The following is a 21,293-nucleotide window of genomic DNA, read 5'->3' as shown; positions in this document are numbered from 1 at the left end:
ACATGGATATGATTTTTGGTAAACTGGGTTGGGACTCTATCCCGACAGAGCCAATCGTACTTGTCACCATGGTCCTTATGGCAATTGGTGCAATTGCAGTGCTTGGCGGTATCACCTATTTCAAAAAATGGGGATATTTGTGGAATGAGTGGTTTATTACGGTAGACCATAAAAAGATTGGTATCATGTATATCATCGTATCTGTTGTCATGCTTCTGCGTGGTTTCGCCGATGCGATCATGATGCGTTTACAACTTTTCCTCGCTAAAGGCGGCGGCGAAGGTTATCTACATCCTGACCACTATGACCAGATCTTCACCGCACACGGTGTAATCATGATCTTCTTCGTAGCAATGGGTCTCGTTGTAGGTATGATGAACATCTCTGTACCTTTACAGATTGGTGCTCGCGACGTTGCTTTCCCATTATTGAACTCTTTAAGCTTCTGGTTATTCGCTGGTGCTGCTGGTTTGATGATGCTTTCACTTGTGTTAGGTGAATTTGCTGCGACTGGTTGGATGGCTTACCCTCCTCTATCTGGCATTCAATATTCTCCTGGTGTAGGTGTCGACTACTATATCTGGGCACTTCAGGTTTCTGGTCTAGGTACGCTTTTATCTGGTGTTAACTTCTTCGTTACCATCATCAAAATGCGTGCACCGGGCATGAAATTAATGGATATGCCTATTTTCACGTGGACTTCACTTTGTACGGCTGTATTAATCATTGCATCATTCCCTGTATTAACAGGTACACTTGCAATGCTTACTCTAGACCGTTACTTCGGCTTCCATTTCTTCACAAATGAGCTTGGCGGTAGCCCAATGCTTTATGTGAACTTGATCTGGACATGGGGTCACCCTGAAGTATATATCTTGGTATTACCAGCATTTGGTCTATACTCAGAAATCGTTGCAACCTTCTCTCGTAAAGCGTTGTTCGGTTACAAGTCTATGGTGTATGCAACTATCGCGATTACTGTTCTTGCGTTTGTTGTATGGCTTCACCACTTCTTCACCATGGGTGCTGGTGCGAACGTTAACGCGTTCTTCGGTATCATGACCATGGTTATTGCGATTCCTACTGGTGTTAAAATCTTCTCTTGGTTATTCACCATGTATAAAGGTCGCATCACCTTTACTACTCCAATGTTATGGACGCTTGGCTTCCTTGTAACATTCGGTATCGGTGGTTTAACTGGTGTACTTATGGCTGTTCCACCTGCGGACTTCTTGGTACACAACTCATTATTCTTGATCGCTCACTTCCATAACGTAATTATCGGTGGTGTGGTGTTTGGTATGTTTGCCGGCATCATTTACTACTGGCCAAAAATGTTTGGTTGGAAGCTCAACGAAGCATGGGGTAAAGCTGCGTTCTGGTTCTGGTTCTTTGGTTTCTATTTTGCATTCATGCCACTTTATATCCTTGGTTTCATGGGTATGACTCGTCGTTTGAATACATATGACAACCCTGAATGGGATCCGTACCTTGCGATTGCATTATTTGGTGCTGTTCTTGTTGCGATTGGTATTGCATGTTTCTTAATGCAAATCATCGTTGGTTTCTTACAACGCAAAGACAACATGGACCTTACTGGCGATCCATGGGATGCTCGTACGCTTGAATGGGCGACCTCTTCCCCTGCTCCATTCTACAACTTTGCACATGAACCAGATGCAAGCGGTATCGACCGTTTCTGGACTGACAAAGAAAATGGTGTAGCATACGCACGTAACACTAAATATGAAGACATCCACATGCCGACTGATCGTGCTGCTGGTTTTGTCATTGCAATGTTCATTACTCTTCTTGGCTTTGCACTCATCTGGCATATTTGGTGGCTCGTTGTTGTTTCATTCGTTGCAGCTGTTGTTAGCTTGATCGTAAGCTCATTCACTAAGAATGTTGACTACTACGTTCCTGCTGCTGAAGTTGAGCGTATTGAAAACGAACGCTATGCTTTACTTGAAAAACACTTGAAGAAGGACTAAGGAAATGGCTGAAGTACTTCATCACGACAACCACGGCCATGACGGTCATCATGAACATGATGATACCGACTTAACGGTTTTTGGTTTCTGGACATACTTGATGAGTGACTTGATTCTTTTCGGATCACTCTTCATTGCGTTCGCTGTATTAAGCAGTCATGTTCCAGCAGGCACTCCAAGCGCATATGACCTATTCCATGACTCATTAGGCTTCGTGTTAACTGAAACATTTGCCTTATTGATTTCATCGGTAACCTTTGGTTTTGCTGTACTTGCATCTTATAAAAAGAATGTAAATCAAGTTATCACTTGGTTATTTATTACATTCCTTTTTGGTGCATCGTTCATTGGAATGGAAGTCTATGAATTCCATCACCTTGTACATGAAGGCCATGGTCCAACTCACAGTGCATTCTTATCATCGTTCTTTACTTTGGTTGGTACACACGGTATCCACGTAACTTCTGGTTTAGTGTGGATGCTAGTATTAATGTATCAAATCAAAACTAAAGGTTTGACTTTACCGAATACACGTCGTCTTGCTTGCTTAAGCTTGTTCTGGCACTTCCTTGACATCGTTTGGATCTGTGTATTCAGCGTCGTTTACTTACTGGGAGTTCTCTAATGAGTAGTCATGAGCATAATGCTGCTGGTGCGTCACACGGTAACTTTAAGCAATACACTGTTGGATTTATCCTTTCTGTTATCCTCACCATCATCCCTTTCGGGATGGTGATGGCGGGTGGTTTCAGTCGTGGTCTTTTAGTTACAGTGATTGCAATCACTGCGGTTGCTCAGGTTCTTGTACAACTTGTGTACTTCCTACACATGAATACATCATCTGAACAACGTTGGAATATGATTGCATTCATCTACACAATCCTATGTATCGCCGTACTTTTAATCGGTTCTGTGTGGATTATGAATTACCTTCACTACAATATGATGATCTAAACTGATTGTCATGTTGAGAAAATATCTATTCCTGACTAAACCAGGAATTCTCTTCGGTAATTTCATTACCACCTTGGGCGGCTTTTTCTTAGCCGCCCAAGGCTCTATAGACATCTTATTATTACTTCTCACCCTACTTGGAACAACTTTAGTTGTGGCTTCTGGTTGTGTGGTTAATAATGTTATAGATCAAGATATTGATACAAAGATGCAGCGCACTCAAAACCGTGCACTTGTTAAAAAAACAATCTCTCCTACTGTTGCGCTGATATATGCATTAGTGCTTGGAGTAATTGGTTTTAGCATTTTGTGGTTCGGTGTAAATGGTTATGCATTTTTGTTTGCAATGATTGGTTTTATTGTCTATGTCGGTTTTTATAGCTTGTGGACCAAACGTACTTCAATCCATCAAACCGTCATTGGTAGTATCTCCGGAGCGAGCCCTCCTGTTATTGGTTATACAGCAGTAACTCATCAATTTGATGTGGCAGCCTTGCTTTTGTTTTTAGCATACGCTTTATGGCAAATGCCTCACTCTTGGGCAATTGCAATTTATCGTTTTGATGATTACAAAAATGCGGGAATTCCAATTTTGCCTGTAGCACGTTCTATTTATCGTACGAAAATTGAATGTGTAATCTATATCCTATTATTTGCAGCTGTTTTAAATGGGTTATATTGTTTTGGCTATACCAATGTATTCTTTTTAATTACCTTTAATGCTTTGACTGCATATTGGTTATATTTATCAGTTATTGGATTTAAAGCCGTAAATGATCAATTGTGGGCTAAACGTTTTTTCCTGTACTCGGTCATATTAATTACCCTGTTAAGTTTGAGCTTTAGCTTTACCTATCAATCCCCTGCTCCAAATCTTCCTCTCTTTTAAACAAGAGAGGATTTCCTCTTTATAGTAAAGAAGTTTTACTTTTCTGATCAAAAGATTTGTTTTTAGTCGAACTTTTACCTATAATTCAGCCTTCGCAATTTTTGCGACATAACTTATTAAGTTATGACTCCTTGCTTCTAATTTTTTTTATTAGGGGCTGTTTAAACCGTAAGGAGCTGACAATGCGTCATTACGAAATCGTACTTTTGGTACACCCAGACCAAAGCGATCAAGTTGTAGGTATGGTTGAACGCTATATCTCTCAGATCAAAGAAGCTGAAGGTCAAATTCACCGTTTAGAAGATTGGGGCCGTCGTCAATTGGCTTACCCAATTAACAAAATTCACAAAGCGCACTACATTCTTATGAATGTTGAATGTGGTCAAACTACGCTTGATGAGTTAGAAGAATTATTCCGTTATAACGACGCGATCATTCGTAACCTTATCATCCGTCGTGAACACGCAATCACTGAAGAGTCATTGCTTGCTAAGAGTGCTGAAGAAAAGCGTGCGCGTAAAGCTCAACGCGAAGAAGCACAGCAAGTTGCTCAAGAAGCTGAATAAGGAGAACATCAATGGCACGTTTTTACCGTCGTCGCAAGTTCTGCCGCTTTACAGCTGAGAATGTTGCGTACATCGACTACAAAGATATCGACACTTTAAAACAGTACATCACTGAAAACGGCAAGATTGTTCCTAGCCGTATCACTGGTACTAAAGCTCGTTATCAACGTCAATTAGCACTTGCTATCAAACAAGCTCGCTATTTGTCTTTGATTCCGTACACTGACAACCATAAGTGAGGTGATCTGTGGACGTTATCTTATTACAACGCATTAAGAACCTTGGTAAATTAGGCGATAAAGTATCAGTTAAAGCTGGTTACGGCCGTAACTTCCTTATCCCTCAAGGTAAAGCAGTTGCAGCTACTGAAGCTAACACTGCTGCTTTTGAAGCTCGTCGCGCTGAACTTGAGAAGCAAGAAGCTGAAGTTTTAGCTGCTGCTCAAGCACGTGCTGAACAATTGAACGAAGTTAACATCGTTATCACTGCTAAAGCTGGTGACGAAGGTAAACTCTTCGGTTCTATCGGTACTCGTGACATCGCTGACGCATTAACGAATGCTGGTCTTACAGTTGACCGTGCAGAAGTTCGTTTACCAAATGGCGCGCTTCGTCACACTGGTGAATTCAACATCGCAATCCAATTGCACCATGATGTTGTTGCAGAAGTTCTCGTTACTATCGTATCTGAGTAATTTCTCATCAAAAAAAAGAGCATGCTTTTGCATGCTCTTTTTTTATGTTTCAAATTTTAAAATAAGATATATTAATTCCTGATCAGTTCTTCAGTTTAATTGGTTTTTTAATTAGGTAGTTTATTTAATTTTGTTTTAAGATAGTTCTCGGCTTTACAGCCTCTTTGTGTACACATTTCTTTATCATCAGGTCTAATTATGTCTCAGGCGAATGCCACTTCTTTAGCGCTTTCATCTCCAACAGAAAATAAAACGAGTGAATCAGGCCAACTTAAAGAGTTTCGCACTCCCCCACACAATTTAGCTATTGAACAAGCTGTTCTAGCTGCCCTGATGACAGTTGCAGAATCTTTCGAACAAGTTAATGATGTACTCAAAGAAAATGATTTTTACGCGACTCGCCATAAATATATTTTTCGTGCAATCGAGAAATTAGCACAAGAAAACTCACCCTATGATGCTGTCTTAGTAAGTGACTGGCTCTTAAAACAAAATTTACTTGATGCTATCGGTGGCGAAGAATATTTAATGCAGCTCATGGCTGACTCACCTTCAAGTTTCTATAACTTAGAAACTTATGCCACTAAAATTAAAGAGTTTTCTACGCTTCGTAGCATGATTAAAGTTAGTACTGAAATTTTGCAAAATGCTTATGACACGAAAGGCCGCGGTGTAAGTGAAATTTTAGACTTAGCTGAAACAAGTATTTTCTCATTAGCAGAACAGCACAATAACAATAAAAAAGATGCTGGTCCTAAATCTATTAGTTCTGTTACCGCAGACGTAATTAGTAAGCTTGATGAGCTTTCAAAATTAGATGGCAATATTACAGGTTTAACGACTGGCTTCTTAGAACTTGATAATAAAACATCTGGTATGCAACCTGGTGACTTAATTATCGTTGCTGCACGCCCATCAATGGGTAAAACTACTTTTGCCATGAATTTGGTTGAGAGTGTTTTGCAATATAACAAGTTACCTGCTCTGGTCTTTTCAATGGAGATGCCAGCAGACTCTATTGCGATGCGTCTTATTTCCGCAATGGGTAAAGTCCATCAAGGACATTTACGCTCTGGTAACCTCGATGCAGATGAATGGACCAAGGTGACTGGCACAATTTTGCAGCTTCAACAAATGCATCTATATATTGATGACTCATCTGCCCTACCTCCAACTGAACTTCGTGCCCGTGCTCGTCGTGTTGCCAAAATGCATGATGGTAAAATCGGTTGTATCATGGTCGATTACTTGCAGCTCATGAAAGTCCCGGGCATGGGTGATAACCGTGTAGGCGAGATCTCAGAAATTTCTCGTAGCTTAAAAGCATTGGCGAAAGAGATGCAATGTCCTGTTATTGCACTTTCTCAGCTTAACCGAAGTCTGGAAAACCGTCCAAATAAACGCCCTGTAATGTCCGACTTACGTGAATCCGGTGCGATCGAGCAGGATGCCGACTTAATTATGTTTATTTACCGTGATGAGGTTTATAACAAAGAGTCAAAAGAGGCCGGCACTGCAGAAATTATTATTGGTAAGCAGCGTAACGGTCCAATTGGTTCAGTTCGTCTTGCTTTTGAAGGTCAATATACTCGATTTAGTAATCTCTCTCCTGAGTATTACAGCCAATATGATGATGAAGAATAAGCTCTATCTCTAGCCCAAAGGAGTAAATGAGGGTGCGCCAAGCAACAGTTTATATTGACCGCAATGCACTTCAATATAACTTAAACCGTGTCAAACAACTCGCAACAAATTCAAAAATTGTAAGTATGGTAAAAGCCAATGCTTATGGACATGGAATCAAAGACTGTTTAGCAGCCTTAAATGCATCAGATGCCTTTGGTGTCGCCTGCCTACAAGAAGGTTTGGAAATTCGTGAATTAGGATTTCAACAACCTGTCACTTTAATTGAAGGGGTATTTTCTGAAGATGAAATGCCAATTGCAATTAAACAAAAATTTGAATGTATCATTCACCATCAACAACAGTTTGAATGGTTGATTAAACACAAACAAGCGTACATCAATCAAGGTTTAAAAGTCTGGGTTAAACTTAATAGTGGGATGAACCGGTTAGGTTTTAAAAATCCAGAAATTATTGAAGTTATTAAGACTTTAAAATCTGAAGGATTTACTTGTGTACTTGCAATGCATTTCGCAAATGCAGATGTAGACCATCCACTTAACGAGCAACAAAAACAACAATTTCTACAAGTTAAACAAGCTTGTGATCCAGTGTTAGCTTCTTGCTGTAATTCTGCTGCTATTTATAAATGGCCAGAGTTACATTTTGATTATGTTCGTCCGGGTATCATGCTTTACGGCGCCTCACCTTTTGCAGATCAAACAGTCCATGATCTTGACTTAAAACCAGTGATGACTTTTTCAGCAGAAGTAATTGCACTCAACCATATTCAAACTAATGAACATGTCGGTTATGGATCAACTTTCTGTGCCACTCAAGCAATGGATATTGCAATTGTTTCTATAGGTTACGGTGATGGTTATCCACGAGCTTATATTAAACCGAACTATGTCGCTATTGATAAACAACCCTGTGCGGTTGTAGGGCGAGTGAGTATGGATATGATTGCAATCGACGTGACAGGCATGAAAGTAAAATTAGGCACTCCAGTTGAACTCTGGGGTCCACATCGCTTAGTTGATGATGTTGCGGATGCAAACGGAACGATAGGATATGAATTACTCTGTCGATTAAGCAATCGCCCCACTCGTAAAAGTACTTAAATAATAAAATATAAAAAAAATCCAAGCATGCTTGGATTTTTTTTATTTAAACATTCAAAATTTATCGCCAGTAATCATCTGTAGGCTTTGGCATTTCCTGTAAACCCCGACGAAGAGTATCTGACCATTGTTTACTAATCTGTGAGAAATAAGGATCATCTTCGGTTATTCGTTTTCCCATGGGGATAACAAAGCTATCTTTAATGTAGACCAATGCATCAAGTGGTAAGCCAACAGAAACATTTGAACGCAAAGTCGAATCAAAAGAAATCAGGCTACAACGTAATGCATCGTCTAGTGGCATTGCATAATATAAAGCTCGATCCAGAATAGGCTTTCCATACTTACTTTCACCTATTTGAAAATACGGTGTATCTGTAGTTGCGCAAATGAAATTGCCTTGTGGATAGACATTATAAAGTTGCATGTCACCACCCTTAATCTGCCCACCCACCAAAATACTACAGGCATAATTCATTTGTTCTTGAGTGTCCGAACTAATATCCTCTAAAACAGTTTTTAAGGTTTTGCCAATTAGTTCAGCCGCCTCAAACATCGTATTAACACTATATAGATTAGGCTCTTGCTGCAAAGTCAGGGCATTTTGTAAATGACCTATAACAGCTTGCGTTGTTGCTAAGTTACCTGCAGTTTGCAAGGCGATAAAACGTTCTCCGGTAACACCGAAAGTATGCAGTTTTCGGAACACAGAAATATGGTCAACTCCTGCATTGGTTCTTGTGTCACTAATAAACACTAAACCTTGTTCCAATCTTAGCGCACAACAATAGGTCATTTCATTCTCTTTACATTCAACATGCCAACACTTGAACCACAGACATCATGTTCTCAACTCCACCTTGCTCTCTTACGCCACGAATAGGTGCCACATCGAGATAGTCACGTCCTACTGCAAGGTAGATGTGATGTTTGGGTGTAAACAACTGATTGCTTACATCAAAACAATACCACTGATTTTCTAAAAATACCTCCGCCCAAGCGTGACTGGCAAGGTGCGGATAGTTTTGATCAAATAGATAACCAGAGACATAACGTGCAGGTAATTGTAGCGCACGACACATCGCAATTAAAATGTGAGCATGATCTTGGCATACACCTTGACCCGCATGAAATGCTTCAATCGCAGTTGTCTGAACCGAAGTACTTTCAGGCTGATAAAGTATTTTTTGCAAGATATATTCGCTTAATAACGCAATATGCTGTCGGTCCTTGACCACTACAATATTTTTGGCAAAGTCCAACATTTCCGAATCACATCGAGTTGCACCTGTCATCTGCAAAAACAAATTTGTAGGTGTAGAGAGATCTACACAACCTAGTTCTACATTTTGAAGCTCAACAATTCCTTGGGCCATAAATGTAAGATGTTGGTATGGATAACGCTGACTAGCCGTCATCCATACATTGTTAAATATATCTCTCTTTATTGTTTTCTCACCCGGCACGCTAATTGCCCAATTCATAACATGTTGATGAGGCGATGTTTGAGGCATCATTTTAATATACTGAATGCTGTTCCGAGCAGTTTCAGTATAGCTATAATGCGTTTGATGATTAACCATCAATTTCATAATCAGCCCTCAAACATATTTTCCAACTGCTGTGTAAAAGTATAGTAAGCGTCCCACGTAAGTTGCTGCTTTAGTGCTTGCCAATTTTCATCTATATTTTCCCAATTCAAATTAACGAGCTGTTGCACCACTATATCTAGCTCTGGTATGAGAACAGATAAATCTTCTCCAAAACGCAGTTCTATATCAAATTGCTCTATTTTTTGGCCTAAATGCAAAAATAAACGAACATCTTCATGTTCCGCTTCTAGTATTTGCGTGCATTGTTCGACCGCTTTACTCAATGCATCAGGTTGAGCTTGAAGCGTATTAATCACATTATTTAATTCTGCATAAGCATGTGATGACAAAATACCTCTTAGTTCCTGAATATTATCTTTAGCAATAATGAGCTGGTTCAGTAATGAAAATGTTTGCTTCTTGTCTAACATATAGTGATTTAGTAATTCAGCATTTTCTATGACCAAACCAAATGCTGCTGCAAATCTTGTTGCTTTCTCATCTTCTGTAAAGGGTAAATAAGAAGCTGCAAATTTAACTCGCATCAAATATCGGCCCAACCAATATATTTGATGCGCACTCGAATTGAGTAAAACCATAAAGTTCCTCTTTAACCCACAATCAGGAATGTAATGTTTCAACAACCCATGTATCTTTTATACCGCCACCTTGAGACGAATTTACAACTAAAGAACCCGCCTGCATGGCCACACGTGTTAAGCCACCAGGCACAATCTCTGTACGATAAGGTGAGCTCAATACAAATGGACGCAAATCAATATGACGCTCAGCCACCCCACCTGTCGTTAAAGTTGGAGCGACAGATAAAGCTAAGGTAGGCTGCGCAATATACATATGTGGCATCGCAATCAATTTTTTTCTAAAGTCATCAATTTCGCATGAGCTTGCTTTAGGTCCAATCAACATGCCGTATCCGCCCGAACCTTGTGCTTCCTTAACGACTAATTGATCAAGGTTAGAGAGTACGTAATCTAAGTCTTCTTCTTTACGACACTGATAAGTGGGTACATTTTTTAGAATTGGTGTTTCATCCAAATAGTATTGAATCATTTGATCTACATAAGGATAGATAGATTTATCATCAGCCACGCCTGTTCCAGGTGCATTTGCAATCACGACATTTTTTTGTAAATAAGCAGACATAAGACCTGCTACACCTAAAGCACTGTCTGGTCGAAATGCTAAAGGATCTAGAAAGTCATCATCTAAACGGCGGTAAATTACGTCTACTTTTTGACGCCCACGAATAGTTTTGACAAATACTTGATCATTTTCTACAAATAAATCCCGATTTGTGACCAATGGCACATCCATTTCACGCGCTAGAAAAGCATGTTCATAATAAGCACTGTTAAAACGCCCTGGTGTTAGCACCACAATAAAAGGTTGATCTGCAGAAGAATTTTCTTGCAATATTTCTTTTAAAAGTTTTGGATAATGCTCAATCCCTTGTAAATTATTGGCTGTACATAGTTCAGGCATTAATTTCTGGCTAATATTTCGGCTTTCAATCATATAAGATACGCCAGAAGGTGTTCTCAAATTATCTTCTAATACAAAAAACTCCCCTTCACCATCACGGATAATATCGATCCCACTAATTTGTGAATAAATTTTTCCTTTTAAAGAATGTTTAAGCATATGGGGCTGAAAAGCATCATTTCCCATAATTTGTTCTTCGGGAATGATTTGTTCTTTTAAAATATGTTGTCCATGATAAATATCATCTAGGAAATAATTTAATGCTTTAACACGCTGCGCACAGCCTGAGGCAATTTTTTCCCATTGCTTTTTCTCGATTACTCTTGGAATTAAATCAAAAGGAATAGTGCGCTCCGTTCCTTCTTTATCACCATAAACATTAAAAGTAATCCCATGATAAAGAAAATGCTGTTTTGCTTGAGTATTTAACTCCTTTAACTCATCTAAAGTACGGATGCTCAACCATTGTTCAATTTTTTTAGAAGCTGCACCATTTGACGTTACATCATCAAGCATCTCATTAAAGAACTGTGATTTGAGTTGCTCAAAGAGATTGGTTTGCACAGAAATATGTTCTAAAAAAGAGGTTGGGTTAATAAGTGCTGTTGTTGTCTGCTCTTGTATAAAAAAATCATTATCTAGATGTAATTCATGCTCTTGTTCTGACATAACCACCTCGTCTTATCATTTATCTATATTTCATTTTTAAATAAGCAATTTCAGTGCCACTTATATATCTGTAATACTTGTACGGCATCATTGTTATAACTTTCTTCTAAATCTTATCATCGTTTACCCAATGGGCTATAAACTGAATCTGACAAACTTGCTAAATCTGTAAAGATTTTTTATTGTGTTGACACCAAAGCAATTGGATATAGATGTATTACGCTTATGTCTGTAATAGAAAAAGAAACTTCGAATAGTTTATATCGCCAATGGCAAATCTTGTCTCGCCTCCCGACCGGCAAATGGATCGGGACCCGTGAATTGCAAGAAATGCTTGAGCGTGAAGGTATTGATATTAGTTTAAGGACTATTCAGCGTGATTTAAATCAAATTGCTCAACGTTTTCCGATAGAGAGCAATAAAGCCGTACCTCAAGGCTGGCGGTGGCAATCAGACGCTCCTATTCAAAGCTTACCTCACATGACAAGCTCTCAAGCGGTAACCTTTATGATGGTTGAGGAGCACCTTAAGCACCTCCTTCCTCCGAGCCTGCTTGATGAGATGGGACCATGGTTCGATTTGGCCAAACGTAGTCTCTCTACACAAAATAATGTGAGACAGTGGATTAACCGTGTACGTATTGTTCCGGCAAGCCAACCGTTAATTCCACCTGTAGTTGACCGAAATGCTCAACAAGCAATTTATGAAGGTTTGCTCCAAGACAAGCAAATAGAATGTGTTTATCGGGCACGGGTCAATCAGGGTGAAGACAGAACTTATGTTTTAAATCCTTTGGCTTTGGTACAAAAAGGTGCAGTCATTTATTTAATTTGCACACGACATGACAAAACTGAAGTTCAAACATTTGCTCTGCACCGTTTTAAATCAGCAAAAGTATTAGACAGTCGAGCACTGCATCCAGTTAATTTTGATATTGATCATTATATTGACTCAGGGGCTTTAGGCTTTAGAGTGGACTACAACCAACCAACCGAATCAATTCAGCTCACCTTAACCATGACAGAGCAAACTGCGAAAACCTTTTATGAAAGTCAGTTAAGTAAAGACCAAACAATTACTCCGCTTGAAGAAAATATTGTAGAAGTTTCAGCAACCGTACCTTTTACATCTCAACTAGTATGGTGGCTACGTAGTTTTGGTAAGAAATTACTGCATATTGAGCCAGTACAAGTACATAATGCTGTGCGAGAAATTGAAACTGATAATAAATAGATATAAAAAAGAGAACCATCAGGTTCTCTTTAGATTTTGAATTATAATTTTCTTAATTTTATATCGTTCTTATTTTTTACTTGTTTTCAGATCAAGATGTTCTCCCCCACCAAAACTGATCTGCTCTTTCTTTTGCGCTATTTTGAACATGAGCATTGGCATGCCATTTCATATCCATTGTAGCGAATTGATTTCATTGTCATGATTAAAGCCCTCTTGTTTGAACGTGAATTCAATATAACTGGCGACTTAAAATATGTGAAATAAGAAAAAAAGGAAGCGAAATCTCTTTTCTTCCTTAGGAAGTTTCCATATATTTTTTGAACAGAAAATAAAAAAGCCCAGTCTTAACTGGGCTTTTTGTACATTTAAATGATTAAGCTGTTTTCTTAATCATATTATTCTTACGAATTGTGATCATTACAAGCTGAACTGCTGCTGGTGTAACACCAGGAATACGACTTGCTTGAGCTAAAGTTTCTGGAAGAACTGTTTTTAACTTCTGCGTGATTTCGCGTGATAAGCCTGACACTACATCATAGTCAAAATCGGCAGGAATTTTGGTTTCTTCAAGACGCTTTAATTGAGCAACATCTTCATGCTGACGGTTAATATAACCTTCATATTTCACAGCAATTTCAATTTGCTCACCCACTTGTTCTGAAACATCAGAACCAGTAAGTTTAGCAATTTGACCGAAGGTGATATTAGGACGTTTAAGCAAATCAATCGCACTACATTCCTTACTCAAATCAGCACCCGTCATTTCAACGAATTTTTTACCCATCGGGTTATTTGGTGCTGCCCATAAATGTTGTAAACGAGAGGTTTCACGCTCAACCGCTTCCATTTTCTCGCAATAAGCAGCCCAACGTACATCATCAACCAAACCAAGTTCACGACCAATAGAAGTTAAGCGCTGATCCGCATTATCTTCACGCAACATCAAACGATATTCAGCACGTGAAGTAAACATACGGTACGGTTCTTTAGTACCTAACGTGATGAGGTCATCAACTAGCACACCCATATAAGCTTGGTCACGTTTAGGTGTCCACTCTTCTTGCTCCCACGCACGACGCGCAGCATTTAAACCTGCAAGTAAACCTTGGGCACCAGCTTCTTCATAACCTGTTGTACCATTAATTTGACCAGCAAAGTACAAGCCATTAATCGCTTTAGTTTCAAGTGTAAATTTCAAAGCTTGGGGATTGAAATAATCATATTCAATTGCATAGCCCGGACGTAAGATATGAGCGTTTTCCATACCACGAATTGAGCGTACAAGCTCGAACTGAACATCGAACGGTAAAGAGGTCGAAATACCATTTGGATAAAGCTCATGTGTATCTAGACCTTCTGGCTCCAAGAATACTTGATGTGAGTCTTTATCAGCGAAACGGTGAATTTTATCTTCGATTGATGGGCAGTAACGTGGACCTACCCCCTCAATAACACCCGTATACATTGGTGAACGATCTAAACCACCGCGAATAATGTCGTGGGTTTTTTCGTTTGTATGCGTGATATAACAGTTTACTTGTTCAGGATGCATAGAAGCATCACCCATGAATGACATGACTGGAGACGGGAAATCACCTGGCTGTGGAATCATCACAGAAAAGTCAACTGAACGTGCATCAATACGTGGTGGAGTACCGGTTTTTAAACGACCAACAGGTAGTTTTAATTCACGTAAACGCTGAGCAAGTGCAATAGAAGGAGGATCTCCCGCACGACCACCGCTTGATTTTTCTAAACCAACATGGATGACACCACCCAAGAATGTACCTGTAGTCAACACAACAGTTTTAGCATCAAAGCGAATACCCATTTGGGTAACAACACCTTTAACAGTATCGCCTTCAACAATCAGGTCATCAGCTGCTTGCTGGAAAATATCAAGATTTACTTGATTCTCCAAAGTATCACGAATGGCAGCTTTGTAACGAACACGGTCAGCTTGGGCACGTGTCGCACGCACAGCTGCACCTTTACGCGAATTTAAAATACGGAACTGAATACCACCTTTATCGGCAGCAAGAGCCATTGCACCGCCAAGTGCATCAATTTCACGGACTAGGTGAGACTTACCAATACCACCAATTGCTGGGTTACAACTCATTTGGCCCAAAGTCTCAATGTTATGGGTCAAAAGCAAAGTCTGTCGTCCCATACGCGCAGCAGCAAGGGCCGCTTCCGTACCTGCGTGACCGCCACCGATAACGATAACATCATAAACTTTAGGATAGTGCATGAGTACAAAAACACCAGAAAAAAAAAGACGGAACATTATAGCAAAATTATCTGCTTATTGATGTACATAATTACAAAATTGTCTTCACATAATTTACGCTATGCCACATGATTTGACATTTTGTTTCATGAATTCAATACAAAGTGAATGTTTTTAAAATTAATTCATCTTAGAATAAAAAATGTACAGCACTTCTATGACTTTAAAATTAACGCAACGAGAAGGAATACAAAATGAAAACGACCATGTTAAAAATCTTAACTGCATCTCTAATTTGTTTTTCAGGCGTAACTTTTACCCATGCTGCTGACACGAGCAAAGCTGAAATGCAAAAACAAATTCGAGTCTGTGCAAAAAAACAGCAAGGTGAATGGGTTTCATACAATCACAACGGTGTAACCTTTAACGGTACTTGCCAACCAAACGAAAATGGCAAGTTACAATTTAAGGCCCCTGCTCCTTAATCTGTTTTGACATAGGTATAGAAGAAGTCATTTATTTTCCGCTATATCTCATCAGTATTTTCAAAGACGGTCCATTAAAGATGGGCCGCTTTCTTTTTTAAAATGGTCTAGTCCGCTACAATACGCCTTTAAATAAAATTTTTAGGTCCTTTTCGTGAAGTGGTTACAAATACACATTACCGTTGATCAAGAACAAGTTGAGTTCACAGAAACACTTTTAATGTCTCTAGGTGCGGTAAGCGTAACGCTGGATGATGCTGAAGATCAGGCTTTACTTGAACCATTACCGGGTGAAACACCTTTATGGAACAAAGTTATTGTGACAGGCATCTATCAACAAGACGAACAAGACCCAATTGATGTCGACACTTTAGAAGCTTTCTTAAAAGCTCAACTTCCAGATGTTCCTATGCGTCATGAAGAACTTGAAGATCAAGTCTGGGAACGCGCGTGGATGGATTACTATGAGCCAATTCAGATTGGAGAAAAGTTTTGGATCGTGCCTGAATGGCTAGAGCCACCAGAAGCAGACGCAACTAACATTAAGTTAGATCCAGGTCTTGCATTTGGTACAGGTAATCACGCAAGTACCTTCCTATGCTTACAATGGCTTGGTAAAACTGACGTTAAAGATAAAATCGTGATTGATTATGGCTGTGGTTCAGGCATTTTAGGCGTAGCAGCTTTGTTACTAGGCGCAAAAAAAGTATATGCCACAGATATTGACCCGCAAGCTGTTTTAGCAACAAAACAAAATGCAGAGCTCAATGGTGTATTAGATCGACTATATGTAGGTCTTCCTGAAGAGTTTGATCAAGAATTCAAACCTAAACAAGCCGATGTTTTAGTTGCAAACATTTTAGCAGGACCTTTAATGATGCTTGCGCCTGAATTTGCAAATTTAATCAAATCTGAGGGCGAGTTCGCACTTGCTGGTGTGATTGAAGAGCAAGTTGCTGATGTTTCACGTGTTTATTCTGAATTTTTTGATATATTAGATGTCGAAAAGCGCGAAGAAAACTGGTGTCGCATTTCAGGAAAACGTAAAACAATAAATTGAGATTTTTAACTCATGAATGAAAAACAAACCCGCTGCCCTAAGTGCTTAACAGTTTATAAAGTATCTCTTACTCAATTGACTGTTGCTCAGGGTATGGTTTGTTGCCCTAAATGTAATTCAAGCTTTAATGCCTTAACCCATCTAATCAATATTGAACAGCCAGTTATGGTCAACTCAACGACTCTAGCCAATGGTTCAATGCAGACAAGATATATGACGCATTCTCACGTACTAGATATCTTTGACCAAAAAGTAGAAAACTCTAATATTGATCTTTTAACTTATCTCAACAACTTAAATTACTTTCACAACGAACCTATTAATGCTCTACCAAACCTTAATTTAGCTGAGCAGGCATCCCCACAAGAACAAGACAACAATAAAAAGCATAGTTGGTTGTACTATACGCTCTGGAGCTCTGCCAACCTAATTTTAATTTTAGTCTTTACTTTTCAAATCCTCTGGTTTAACCCTAAGCTCATGCATGCAAGCCCAACCGTTAGCCATGCATTTAATTACGTTTGCCAAATACTACACTGCAACAAATCAGCAGAACTTTATCAACTTATCTATATAGAAAAGTTAAAAGTCCGCAAGATTGATGCAAACCATACCCAGTTCTCAGGTATATTGCTCAACCAGAATGATAAAAGTATTGAGCTTCCTAATCTAAAGTTGATTTTTGCAACAGAGCCAGACAAAACAGAGGAAATCATATTAACTCCTCAACAATATCTAGTTGAAAACCTACGGGGTATTCAACGCATTCCATCAAATACCCCTTTCCGATTCCAATTTGAGCTAAACAAAAGCAAAAAAAGGCTAGTAAATTATCGATTAGAAATTGTCCACCCCTAAAATGTAAAAAAAGTGAAAAAAAAATAAAAAAAAATGCAGTTAATTTGCTCACTTTTTCCTAGACAATGGTATGATACGCGCCACGAAAGCTTTGACTCATATACTCCTCGCTCTCAATCCAAAAAAAATACTGTTAAGCATGTGTGCTTTTCTACTTTAAGCGCATAGCCTAACTTTTTTTGTTTTTGAGGGGGCTGTAACAAATATTTAATTATTGTTACGCTTATTTTTTATTCAATACGAAGAAATATGGCAAGCTAATTGTTCTTATGTTTTAGAGTCACTGTTTTAGGATCTAAAACAGGACTCCGTATTTTTAGACCACATTTATATACTACTTTACCCAAGCTAGTATTTGATTTTCGGATTAACTCGCATGAATAGCAAATCTCCTATTTTTACTGCACAATCTGATGTTGCTCTTCGCATCCACGTGGATCGCGCAGTTCGCCATTATTTTGCACAATTGCAAGGTGAGCAACCATCTCAGGTATATGACATGGTGCTAGCAGAAATGGAGAAACCTCTTTTATCTGTAGTTCTTGAATATACACGTGGTAATCAAACACGTGCTGCAGAAATTCTTGGACTCAACCGTGGCACTTTACGTAAAAAGTTAAAAGCTCACGGTTTAATGAGTGAATAAATGATAAAATGCTCACGACGTCGTGGGCATTTTTTTATGCTTATTGGTTTTAATCCGTAGACTTGAAATTGTTGAATTAAACATCATGACTATTAAACGTGCTTTGATTTCTGTATCTGATAAGACAGGAATTGTCGAATTTGCTCAAAACCTTGCAGCTCTAGGGGTAGAACTATTATCTACAGGCGGCACATATAAGTTGCTTAAAGATAATAATATCGCGGTTGTAGAAGTATCTGAACATACTGGCTTCCCTGAAATGATGGATGGTCGTGTTAAGACTTTACATCCAAAAATTCATGGCGGTATTCTTGCTCGTCGCGGTTTAGATGAAGCAGTTATGGAAGAACACAACATCGATCCGATTGATCTTGTTGTTGTAAACCTTTATCCATTTGCTGCAACCGTTGCAAAACCTGACTGTACTCTTCCTGATGCAATCGAAAATATTGACATCGGTGGTCCTACAATGGTTCGTGCAGCTGCTAAAAACCATGCTTCAGTAGGTATTGTAGTTAATGCTTCTGATTACGACACTGTAATTAATGAATTAAAAACTGCTGGTTCACTTTCTTATGAAACACGTTTTGATTTAGCAGTTAAAGCATTTGAACATACAGCTCAATACGACGGCATGATCGCTTCTTACTTAGGCGCTCGCGTTGGTAAGACCGAAGGTGAAGCTGACTTATTCCCTCGTACATTCAATACTCAATTGAACAAAGCACAAGATTTACGTTACGGTGAAAACCCACATCAATCGGCTGCTTTCTATGTCGAAGCTAATGCAAAAGAAGCATCAGTTTCTACTGCAAAACAGTTACAAGGCAAAGAATTGTCTTATAACAACATTGCAGATACAGATGCTGCACTTGAATGTGTTAAATCATTCGCAAAACCTGCTTGTGTCATCGTGAAACACGCTAACCCTTGTGGTGTTGCGGTTTCTTTAGACGGCATTAAAGCTGCTTATGATTTAGCTTATGCGACTGACCCAGAATCTGCTTTTGGCGGTATTATTGCATTCAACCGTGAATTAGATGTTGCAACTGCTCAAGCAATTGTAGAACGTCAATTCGTTGAAGTGATTATTGCTCCAAGTATTGCTGATGGCGTACTTGAAGTAACTGGTGCTAAGAAAAATGTACGTGTTTTAGTATGTGGTGAGTTACCTGCAATTGATGCACGTGCACCACAACTTGACTATAAACGCGTAAATGGTGGCTTACTTGTTCAAGATCAAGACTTGGGCATGATCACTAAAGATGATCTTAAAGTAGTTACTAAGCGTGCGCCAACTGAGCAAGAAATTGATGATCTTATCTTTGCTTGGAAAGTTGCAAAATATGTAAAATCAAACGCAATTGTTTATGCTAAAAACCGCCAAACTATTGGTGTAGGTGCAGGTCAAATGAGTCGCGTTAACTCAGCGCGTATTGCTGCCATTAAAGCTGAACATGCTGGTTTGGTTGTTGAAGGTGCTGTAATGGCTTCTGATGCATTCTTCCCGTTCCGTGACGGTATTGATAATGCTGCTAAAGCTGGCATTAAATGCATCATTCAACCAGGTGGTTCTATGCGTGATGAAGAAGTAATCGCTGCAGCAGACGAAGCTGGTATTGCAATGGTGTTCACTGGTATGCGCCATTTCCGCCACTAATTTAAATTTAGTCCTCCCTAACCCTCCTTTCATTCAGGAGGGTTTTCCACAATAATGGAGCTAAACTCCACCTTGAGGAATAGAGGGGGATGAAAAGGATTAAAGTTAAGGAACAAATTAAAAATGAATATTTTAGTTTTAGGTAGTGGTGGTCGTGAACATGCTTTGGCATGGAAAATCGCGCAAGATACCAAAGTTACTCAAGTTTTCGTTGCACCGGGAAATGCGGGAACTGCAACTGAAGACAAATGCGTTAATGTTCAGCTTGATATTTTAGACAACCCTGCAATTATCGCTTTTGCTAAAGAAAATAATGTTGAACTTATTATTGTTGGTCCAGAAGCACCTTTAGTGAATGGTGTGGTAGATGCTGCTCGCGAAGCAGGTCTAAAAATTTGGGGACCAACTCAATATGCTGCGCAGCTTGAAGGCTCAAAAGCATTTGCTAAACATTTTTTAAAGCGTCATAACATTCCAACTGCTTTTTATGAAGTATTTACGGAAGTTGATGCAGCTAAAGCATATGTTGAAAAAAATGGTGCACCAATTGTAATTAAGGCAGACGGTCTTGCTGCTGGTAAAGGTGTAATCGTTGCAATGACCAACGAAGAAGCTTTTGCAGCAATTGATGACATGCTTGCAGGCAACAAATTTGGTGATGCTGGTTCACGTGTTGTAATTGAACAGTTCCTTGCAGGTGAAGAAGCTTCTTTCATTTGTATGATTGATGGTAAAAACATTTTACCAATGGCAACTTCACAAGATCACAAGCGTATTTTTGAAGGCGATCAAGGTCCTAATACTGGCGGTATGGGTGCTTACTCTCCTGCTCCGGTGGTAACTTCTGAAATTTTCGAACGTGTTATGACTGAAATCATGCGTCCGACTGTTGAAGGTATGGCTGCTGACGGACATGTCTACACTGGTTTCTTATATGCTGGCTTAATGATTGATGAACAAGGTCAACCACGTGTGATCGAGTTCAACTGTCGTTTCGGTGATCCTGAAACTCAGCCAATCATGATGCGCTTAAAGTCATCTCTTGTTGAATTGGTAGAAGCTGGTATTGCTGGCAATTTACCAAAAGAAGCTGAATGGGATGAACGTAAGTCAATCGGTATCGTACTTGCAGCCGAAGGCTATCCTGATAGCGTACGCAAAGGCGATGTAATTTCAGGTATTGGACAATCACCTGAAGATACTAAAATTTTCCACGCAGGCACTGCAACTCGTGAAGATGGTCACATCGTGACTTCTGGTGGTCGAGTTCTTTGTGTAACTGCGCTAGGCGACAGCGTGCTTGAAGCACAAATTAATGCACTTGAAGTATGCGGACAAGTAACCTTTACAGGTATGCAATATCGTAGTGACATTGGCTATCGCGCAATTGCACGAGAAAAAGCTGAGTAAAAAACTCTCAACTGATAAAAAGCCCTCTATTAAAGAGGGCTTTTTATATTTCATTCTTATTTATCAGAAAATTTTATATAAATCCCAGTTTTTATTC

General features: G+C 39.2%; 21 protein-coding genes. 16 read left to right on the top strand and 5 right to left on the bottom strand.

Annotated elements, in window-relative coordinates; translation table 11 throughout:
• The first annotated feature begins 2 nt into the window (after nt 1-2).
• The 9 genes from cyoB (at nt 3) to alr (ending at nt 7,844) form a co-directional block, all read left to right on the top strand.
• Complete coding sequence (gene cyoB / locus F928_RS08025; protein ID WP_005068497.1) at nt 3-1,994, top strand: cytochrome o ubiquinol oxidase subunit I; 1,992 nt, start codon at nt 3-5, stop codon at nt 1,992-1,994.
• Between the two features lie 4 nt (nt 1,995-1,998).
• Nucleotides 1,999-2,619 (top strand): cytochrome o ubiquinol oxidase subunit III, encoded by a 621-nt coding sequence (gene cyoC / locus F928_RS08020; RefSeq protein WP_002119759.1) that lies wholly within the window; start codon nt 1,999-2,001, stop codon nt 2,617-2,619.
• A complete protein-coding gene (gene cyoD, locus F928_RS08015; protein ID WP_000094534.1) occupies nt 2,619-2,948 on the top strand; it encodes a cytochrome o ubiquinol oxidase subunit IV in 330 nt (109 codons plus the stop codon). The genes cyoC and cyoD overlap by 1 nt, the downstream gene beginning before the upstream one ends.
• Before the next feature lie 10 nt (nt 2,949-2,958).
• On the top strand, nt 2,959-3,837 hold the full coding sequence (gene cyoE, locus F928_RS08010; RefSeq protein WP_005073589.1) for a heme o synthase: 879 nt from the start codon (nt 2,959-2,961) through the stop codon (nt 3,835-3,837).
• A gap of 182 nt (nt 3,838-4,019) precedes the next feature.
• Nucleotides 4,020-4,403 carry a 30S ribosomal protein S6 gene (gene rpsF / locus F928_RS08005; RefSeq protein ID WP_002119610.1) on the top strand — a complete coding sequence of 128 codons (384 nt, stop codon included), beginning with the start codon at nt 4,020-4,022 and terminating at the stop codon, nt 4,401-4,403.
• A gap of 11 nt (nt 4,404-4,414) precedes the next feature.
• Entirely contained in the window at nt 4,415-4,642 is a 228-nt protein-coding gene (gene rpsR, locus F928_RS08000; protein WP_000090661.1) for a 30S ribosomal protein S18, read from the top strand.
• Between the two features lie 8 nt (nt 4,643-4,650).
• Nucleotides 4,651-5,097, top strand: a complete 447-nt coding sequence (gene rplI, locus F928_RS07995; protein ID WP_000382591.1) for a 50S ribosomal protein L9 — start codon at nt 4,651-4,653, stop codon at nt 5,095-5,097.
• Between the two features lie 198 nt (nt 5,098-5,295).
• Nucleotides 5,296-6,741, top strand: a complete 1,446-nt coding sequence (dnaB, locus tag F928_RS07990) for a replicative DNA helicase (RefSeq protein WP_002119718.1) — start codon at nt 5,296-5,298, stop codon at nt 6,739-6,741.
• 32 nt (nt 6,742-6,773) lie between these two features.
• Nucleotides 6,774-7,844 (top strand): alanine racemase, encoded by a 1,071-nt coding sequence (gene alr, locus F928_RS07985; RefSeq protein WP_002119694.1) that lies wholly within the window; start codon nt 6,774-6,776, stop codon nt 7,842-7,844.
• Nucleotides 7,845-7,905: 61 nt separating this feature from the next.
• On the opposite strand, the gene F928_RS07980 is transcribed toward alr, so the two are convergent.
• Genes F928_RS07980 through F928_RS07965 form a run of 4 tightly spaced genes read right to left on the bottom strand, consistent with a single transcriptional unit; the run spans nt 7,906 to nt 11,608 of the window.
• A complete protein-coding gene (locus F928_RS07980; protein ID WP_002119721.1) occupies nt 7,906-8,640 on the bottom strand; it encodes a proteasome-type protease in 735 nt (244 codons plus the stop codon).
• Between the two features lie 16 nt (nt 8,641-8,656).
• A complete protein-coding gene (locus tag F928_RS07975; protein WP_005073586.1) occupies nt 8,657-9,436 on the bottom strand; it encodes a transglutaminase family protein in 780 nt (259 codons plus the stop codon).
• 2 nt (nt 9,437-9,438) lie between these two features.
• A complete protein-coding gene (locus F928_RS07970; RefSeq protein WP_005073585.1) occupies nt 9,439-10,035 on the bottom strand; it encodes an alpha-E domain-containing protein in 597 nt (198 codons plus the stop codon).
• Between the two features lie 22 nt (nt 10,036-10,057).
• Entirely contained in the window at nt 10,058-11,608 is a 1,551-nt protein-coding gene (locus F928_RS07965) for a circularly permuted type 2 ATP-grasp protein (protein WP_005073582.1), read from the bottom strand.
• A 225-nt stretch (nt 11,609-11,833) separates the two neighbouring features.
• Between F928_RS07965 and F928_RS22505 the strand changes: the two genes are divergently transcribed.
• Entirely contained in the window at nt 11,834-12,841 is a 1,008-nt protein-coding gene (locus F928_RS22505; protein ID WP_005073580.1) for a helix-turn-helix transcriptional regulator, read from the top strand.
• Between the two features lie 376 nt (nt 12,842-13,217).
• Here the strand turns inward: F928_RS22505 and mnmG are convergent, their stop codons facing one another.
• Nucleotides 13,218-15,098 (bottom strand): tRNA uridine-5-carboxymethylaminomethyl(34) synthesis enzyme MnmG, encoded by a 1,881-nt coding sequence (gene mnmG, locus F928_RS07955; RefSeq protein WP_025469662.1) that lies wholly within the window; start codon nt 15,096-15,098, stop codon nt 13,218-13,220.
• A 233-nt stretch (nt 15,099-15,331) separates the two neighbouring features.
• Here mnmG and F928_RS07950 point away from each other — a divergent pair, with 233 nt between their 5' ends.
• The 6 genes from F928_RS07950 to purD all read left to right on the top strand — a co-directional run bounded on the left by F928_RS07950 (nt 15,332) and on the right by purD (nt 21,196).
• Nucleotides 15,332-15,562, top strand: a complete 231-nt coding sequence (locus F928_RS07950; protein WP_002119672.1) for a hypothetical protein — start codon at nt 15,332-15,334, stop codon at nt 15,560-15,562.
• A 154-nt stretch (nt 15,563-15,716) separates the two neighbouring features.
• A complete protein-coding gene (gene prmA, locus F928_RS07945) occupies nt 15,717-16,622 on the top strand; it encodes a 50S ribosomal protein L11 methyltransferase (RefSeq protein WP_002119634.1) in 906 nt (301 codons plus the stop codon).
• A 12-nt stretch (nt 16,623-16,634) separates the two neighbouring features.
• Entirely contained in the window at nt 16,635-17,480 is an 846-nt protein-coding gene (locus F928_RS07940; protein ID WP_005073576.1) for a zinc-ribbon and DUF3426 domain-containing protein, read from the top strand.
• Nucleotides 17,481-17,856: 376 nt separating this feature from the next.
• A complete protein-coding gene (fis, locus tag F928_RS07935) occupies nt 17,857-18,126 on the top strand; it encodes a DNA-binding transcriptional regulator Fis (RefSeq protein WP_001086304.1) in 270 nt (89 codons plus the stop codon).
• 85 nt (nt 18,127-18,211) lie between these two features.
• Nucleotides 18,212-19,786: a bifunctional phosphoribosylaminoimidazolecarboxamide formyltransferase/IMP cyclohydrolase gene (purH, locus tag F928_RS07930; protein ID WP_025465553.1), complete on the top strand. Its 1,575-nt coding sequence runs from the start codon at nt 18,212-18,214 to the stop codon at nt 19,784-19,786.
• A gap of 123 nt (nt 19,787-19,909) precedes the next feature.
• A complete protein-coding gene (gene purD, locus F928_RS07925) occupies nt 19,910-21,196 on the top strand; it encodes a phosphoribosylamine--glycine ligase (RefSeq protein ID WP_005073571.1) in 1,287 nt (428 codons plus the stop codon).
• Nucleotides 21,197-21,293 lie beyond the last annotated feature (97 nt).

This window comes from Acinetobacter pittii ATCC 19004 = CIP 70.29 (assembly GCF_000369045.1).
Classification (GTDB): Bacteria; Pseudomonadota; Gammaproteobacteria; order Pseudomonadales; family Moraxellaceae; genus Acinetobacter; species Acinetobacter pittii.
This window is presented reverse-complemented; position numbering and strand designations above follow the sequence as displayed.

Coding starts and splice junctions, on each gene's coding strand:
- cyoB (WP_005068497.1), top strand. CDS start 3: ATGGATATGATTTTTGGTAAACTGGGTTGGGACTCTATCCCGACAGAG.
- cyoC (WP_002119759.1), top strand. CDS start 1,999: ATGGCTGAAGTACTTCATCACGACAACCACGGCCATGACGGTCATCAT.
- cyoD (WP_000094534.1), top strand. CDS start 2,619: ATGAGTAGTCATGAGCATAATGCTGCTGGTGCGTCACACGGTAACTTT.
- cyoE (WP_005073589.1), top strand. CDS start 2,959: ATGTTGAGAAAATATCTATTCCTGACTAAACCAGGAATTCTCTTCGGT.
- rpsF (WP_002119610.1), top strand. CDS start 4,020: ATGCGTCATTACGAAATCGTACTTTTGGTACACCCAGACCAAAGCGAT.
- rpsR (WP_000090661.1), top strand. CDS start 4,415: ATGGCACGTTTTTACCGTCGTCGCAAGTTCTGCCGCTTTACAGCTGAG.
- dnaB (WP_002119718.1), top strand. CDS start 5,296: ATGTCTCAGGCGAATGCCACTTCTTTAGCGCTTTCATCTCCAACAGAA.
- F928_RS07980 (WP_002119721.1), bottom strand. CDS start 8,640: ATGACCTATTGTTGTGCGCTAAGATTGGAACAAGGTTTAGTGTTTATT.
- F928_RS07975 (WP_005073586.1), bottom strand. CDS start 9,436: ATGAAATTGATGGTTAATCATCAAACGCATTATAGCTATACTGAAACT.
- F928_RS07970 (WP_005073585.1), bottom strand. CDS start 10,035: ATGGTTTTACTCAATTCGAGTGCGCATCAAATATATTGGTTGGGCCGA.
- F928_RS07965 (WP_005073582.1), bottom strand. CDS start 11,608: ATGTCAGAACAAGAGCATGAATTACATCTAGATAATGATTTTTTTATA.
- F928_RS22505 (WP_005073580.1), top strand. CDS start 11,834: ATGTCTGTAATAGAAAAAGAAACTTCGAATAGTTTATATCGCCAATGG.
- mnmG (WP_025469662.1), bottom strand. CDS start 15,098: ATGCACTATCCTAAAGTTTATGATGTTATCGTTATCGGTGGCGGTCAC.
- F928_RS07950 (WP_002119672.1), top strand. CDS start 15,332: ATGAAAACGACCATGTTAAAAATCTTAACTGCATCTCTAATTTGTTTT.
- F928_RS07940 (WP_005073576.1), top strand. CDS start 16,635: ATGAATGAAAAACAAACCCGCTGCCCTAAGTGCTTAACAGTTTATAAA.
- fis (WP_001086304.1), top strand. CDS start 17,857: ATGAATAGCAAATCTCCTATTTTTACTGCACAATCTGATGTTGCTCTT.
- purH (WP_025465553.1), top strand. CDS start 18,212: ATGACTATTAAACGTGCTTTGATTTCTGTATCTGATAAGACAGGAATT.
- purD (WP_005073571.1), top strand. CDS start 19,910: ATGAATATTTTAGTTTTAGGTAGTGGTGGTCGTGAACATGCTTTGGCA.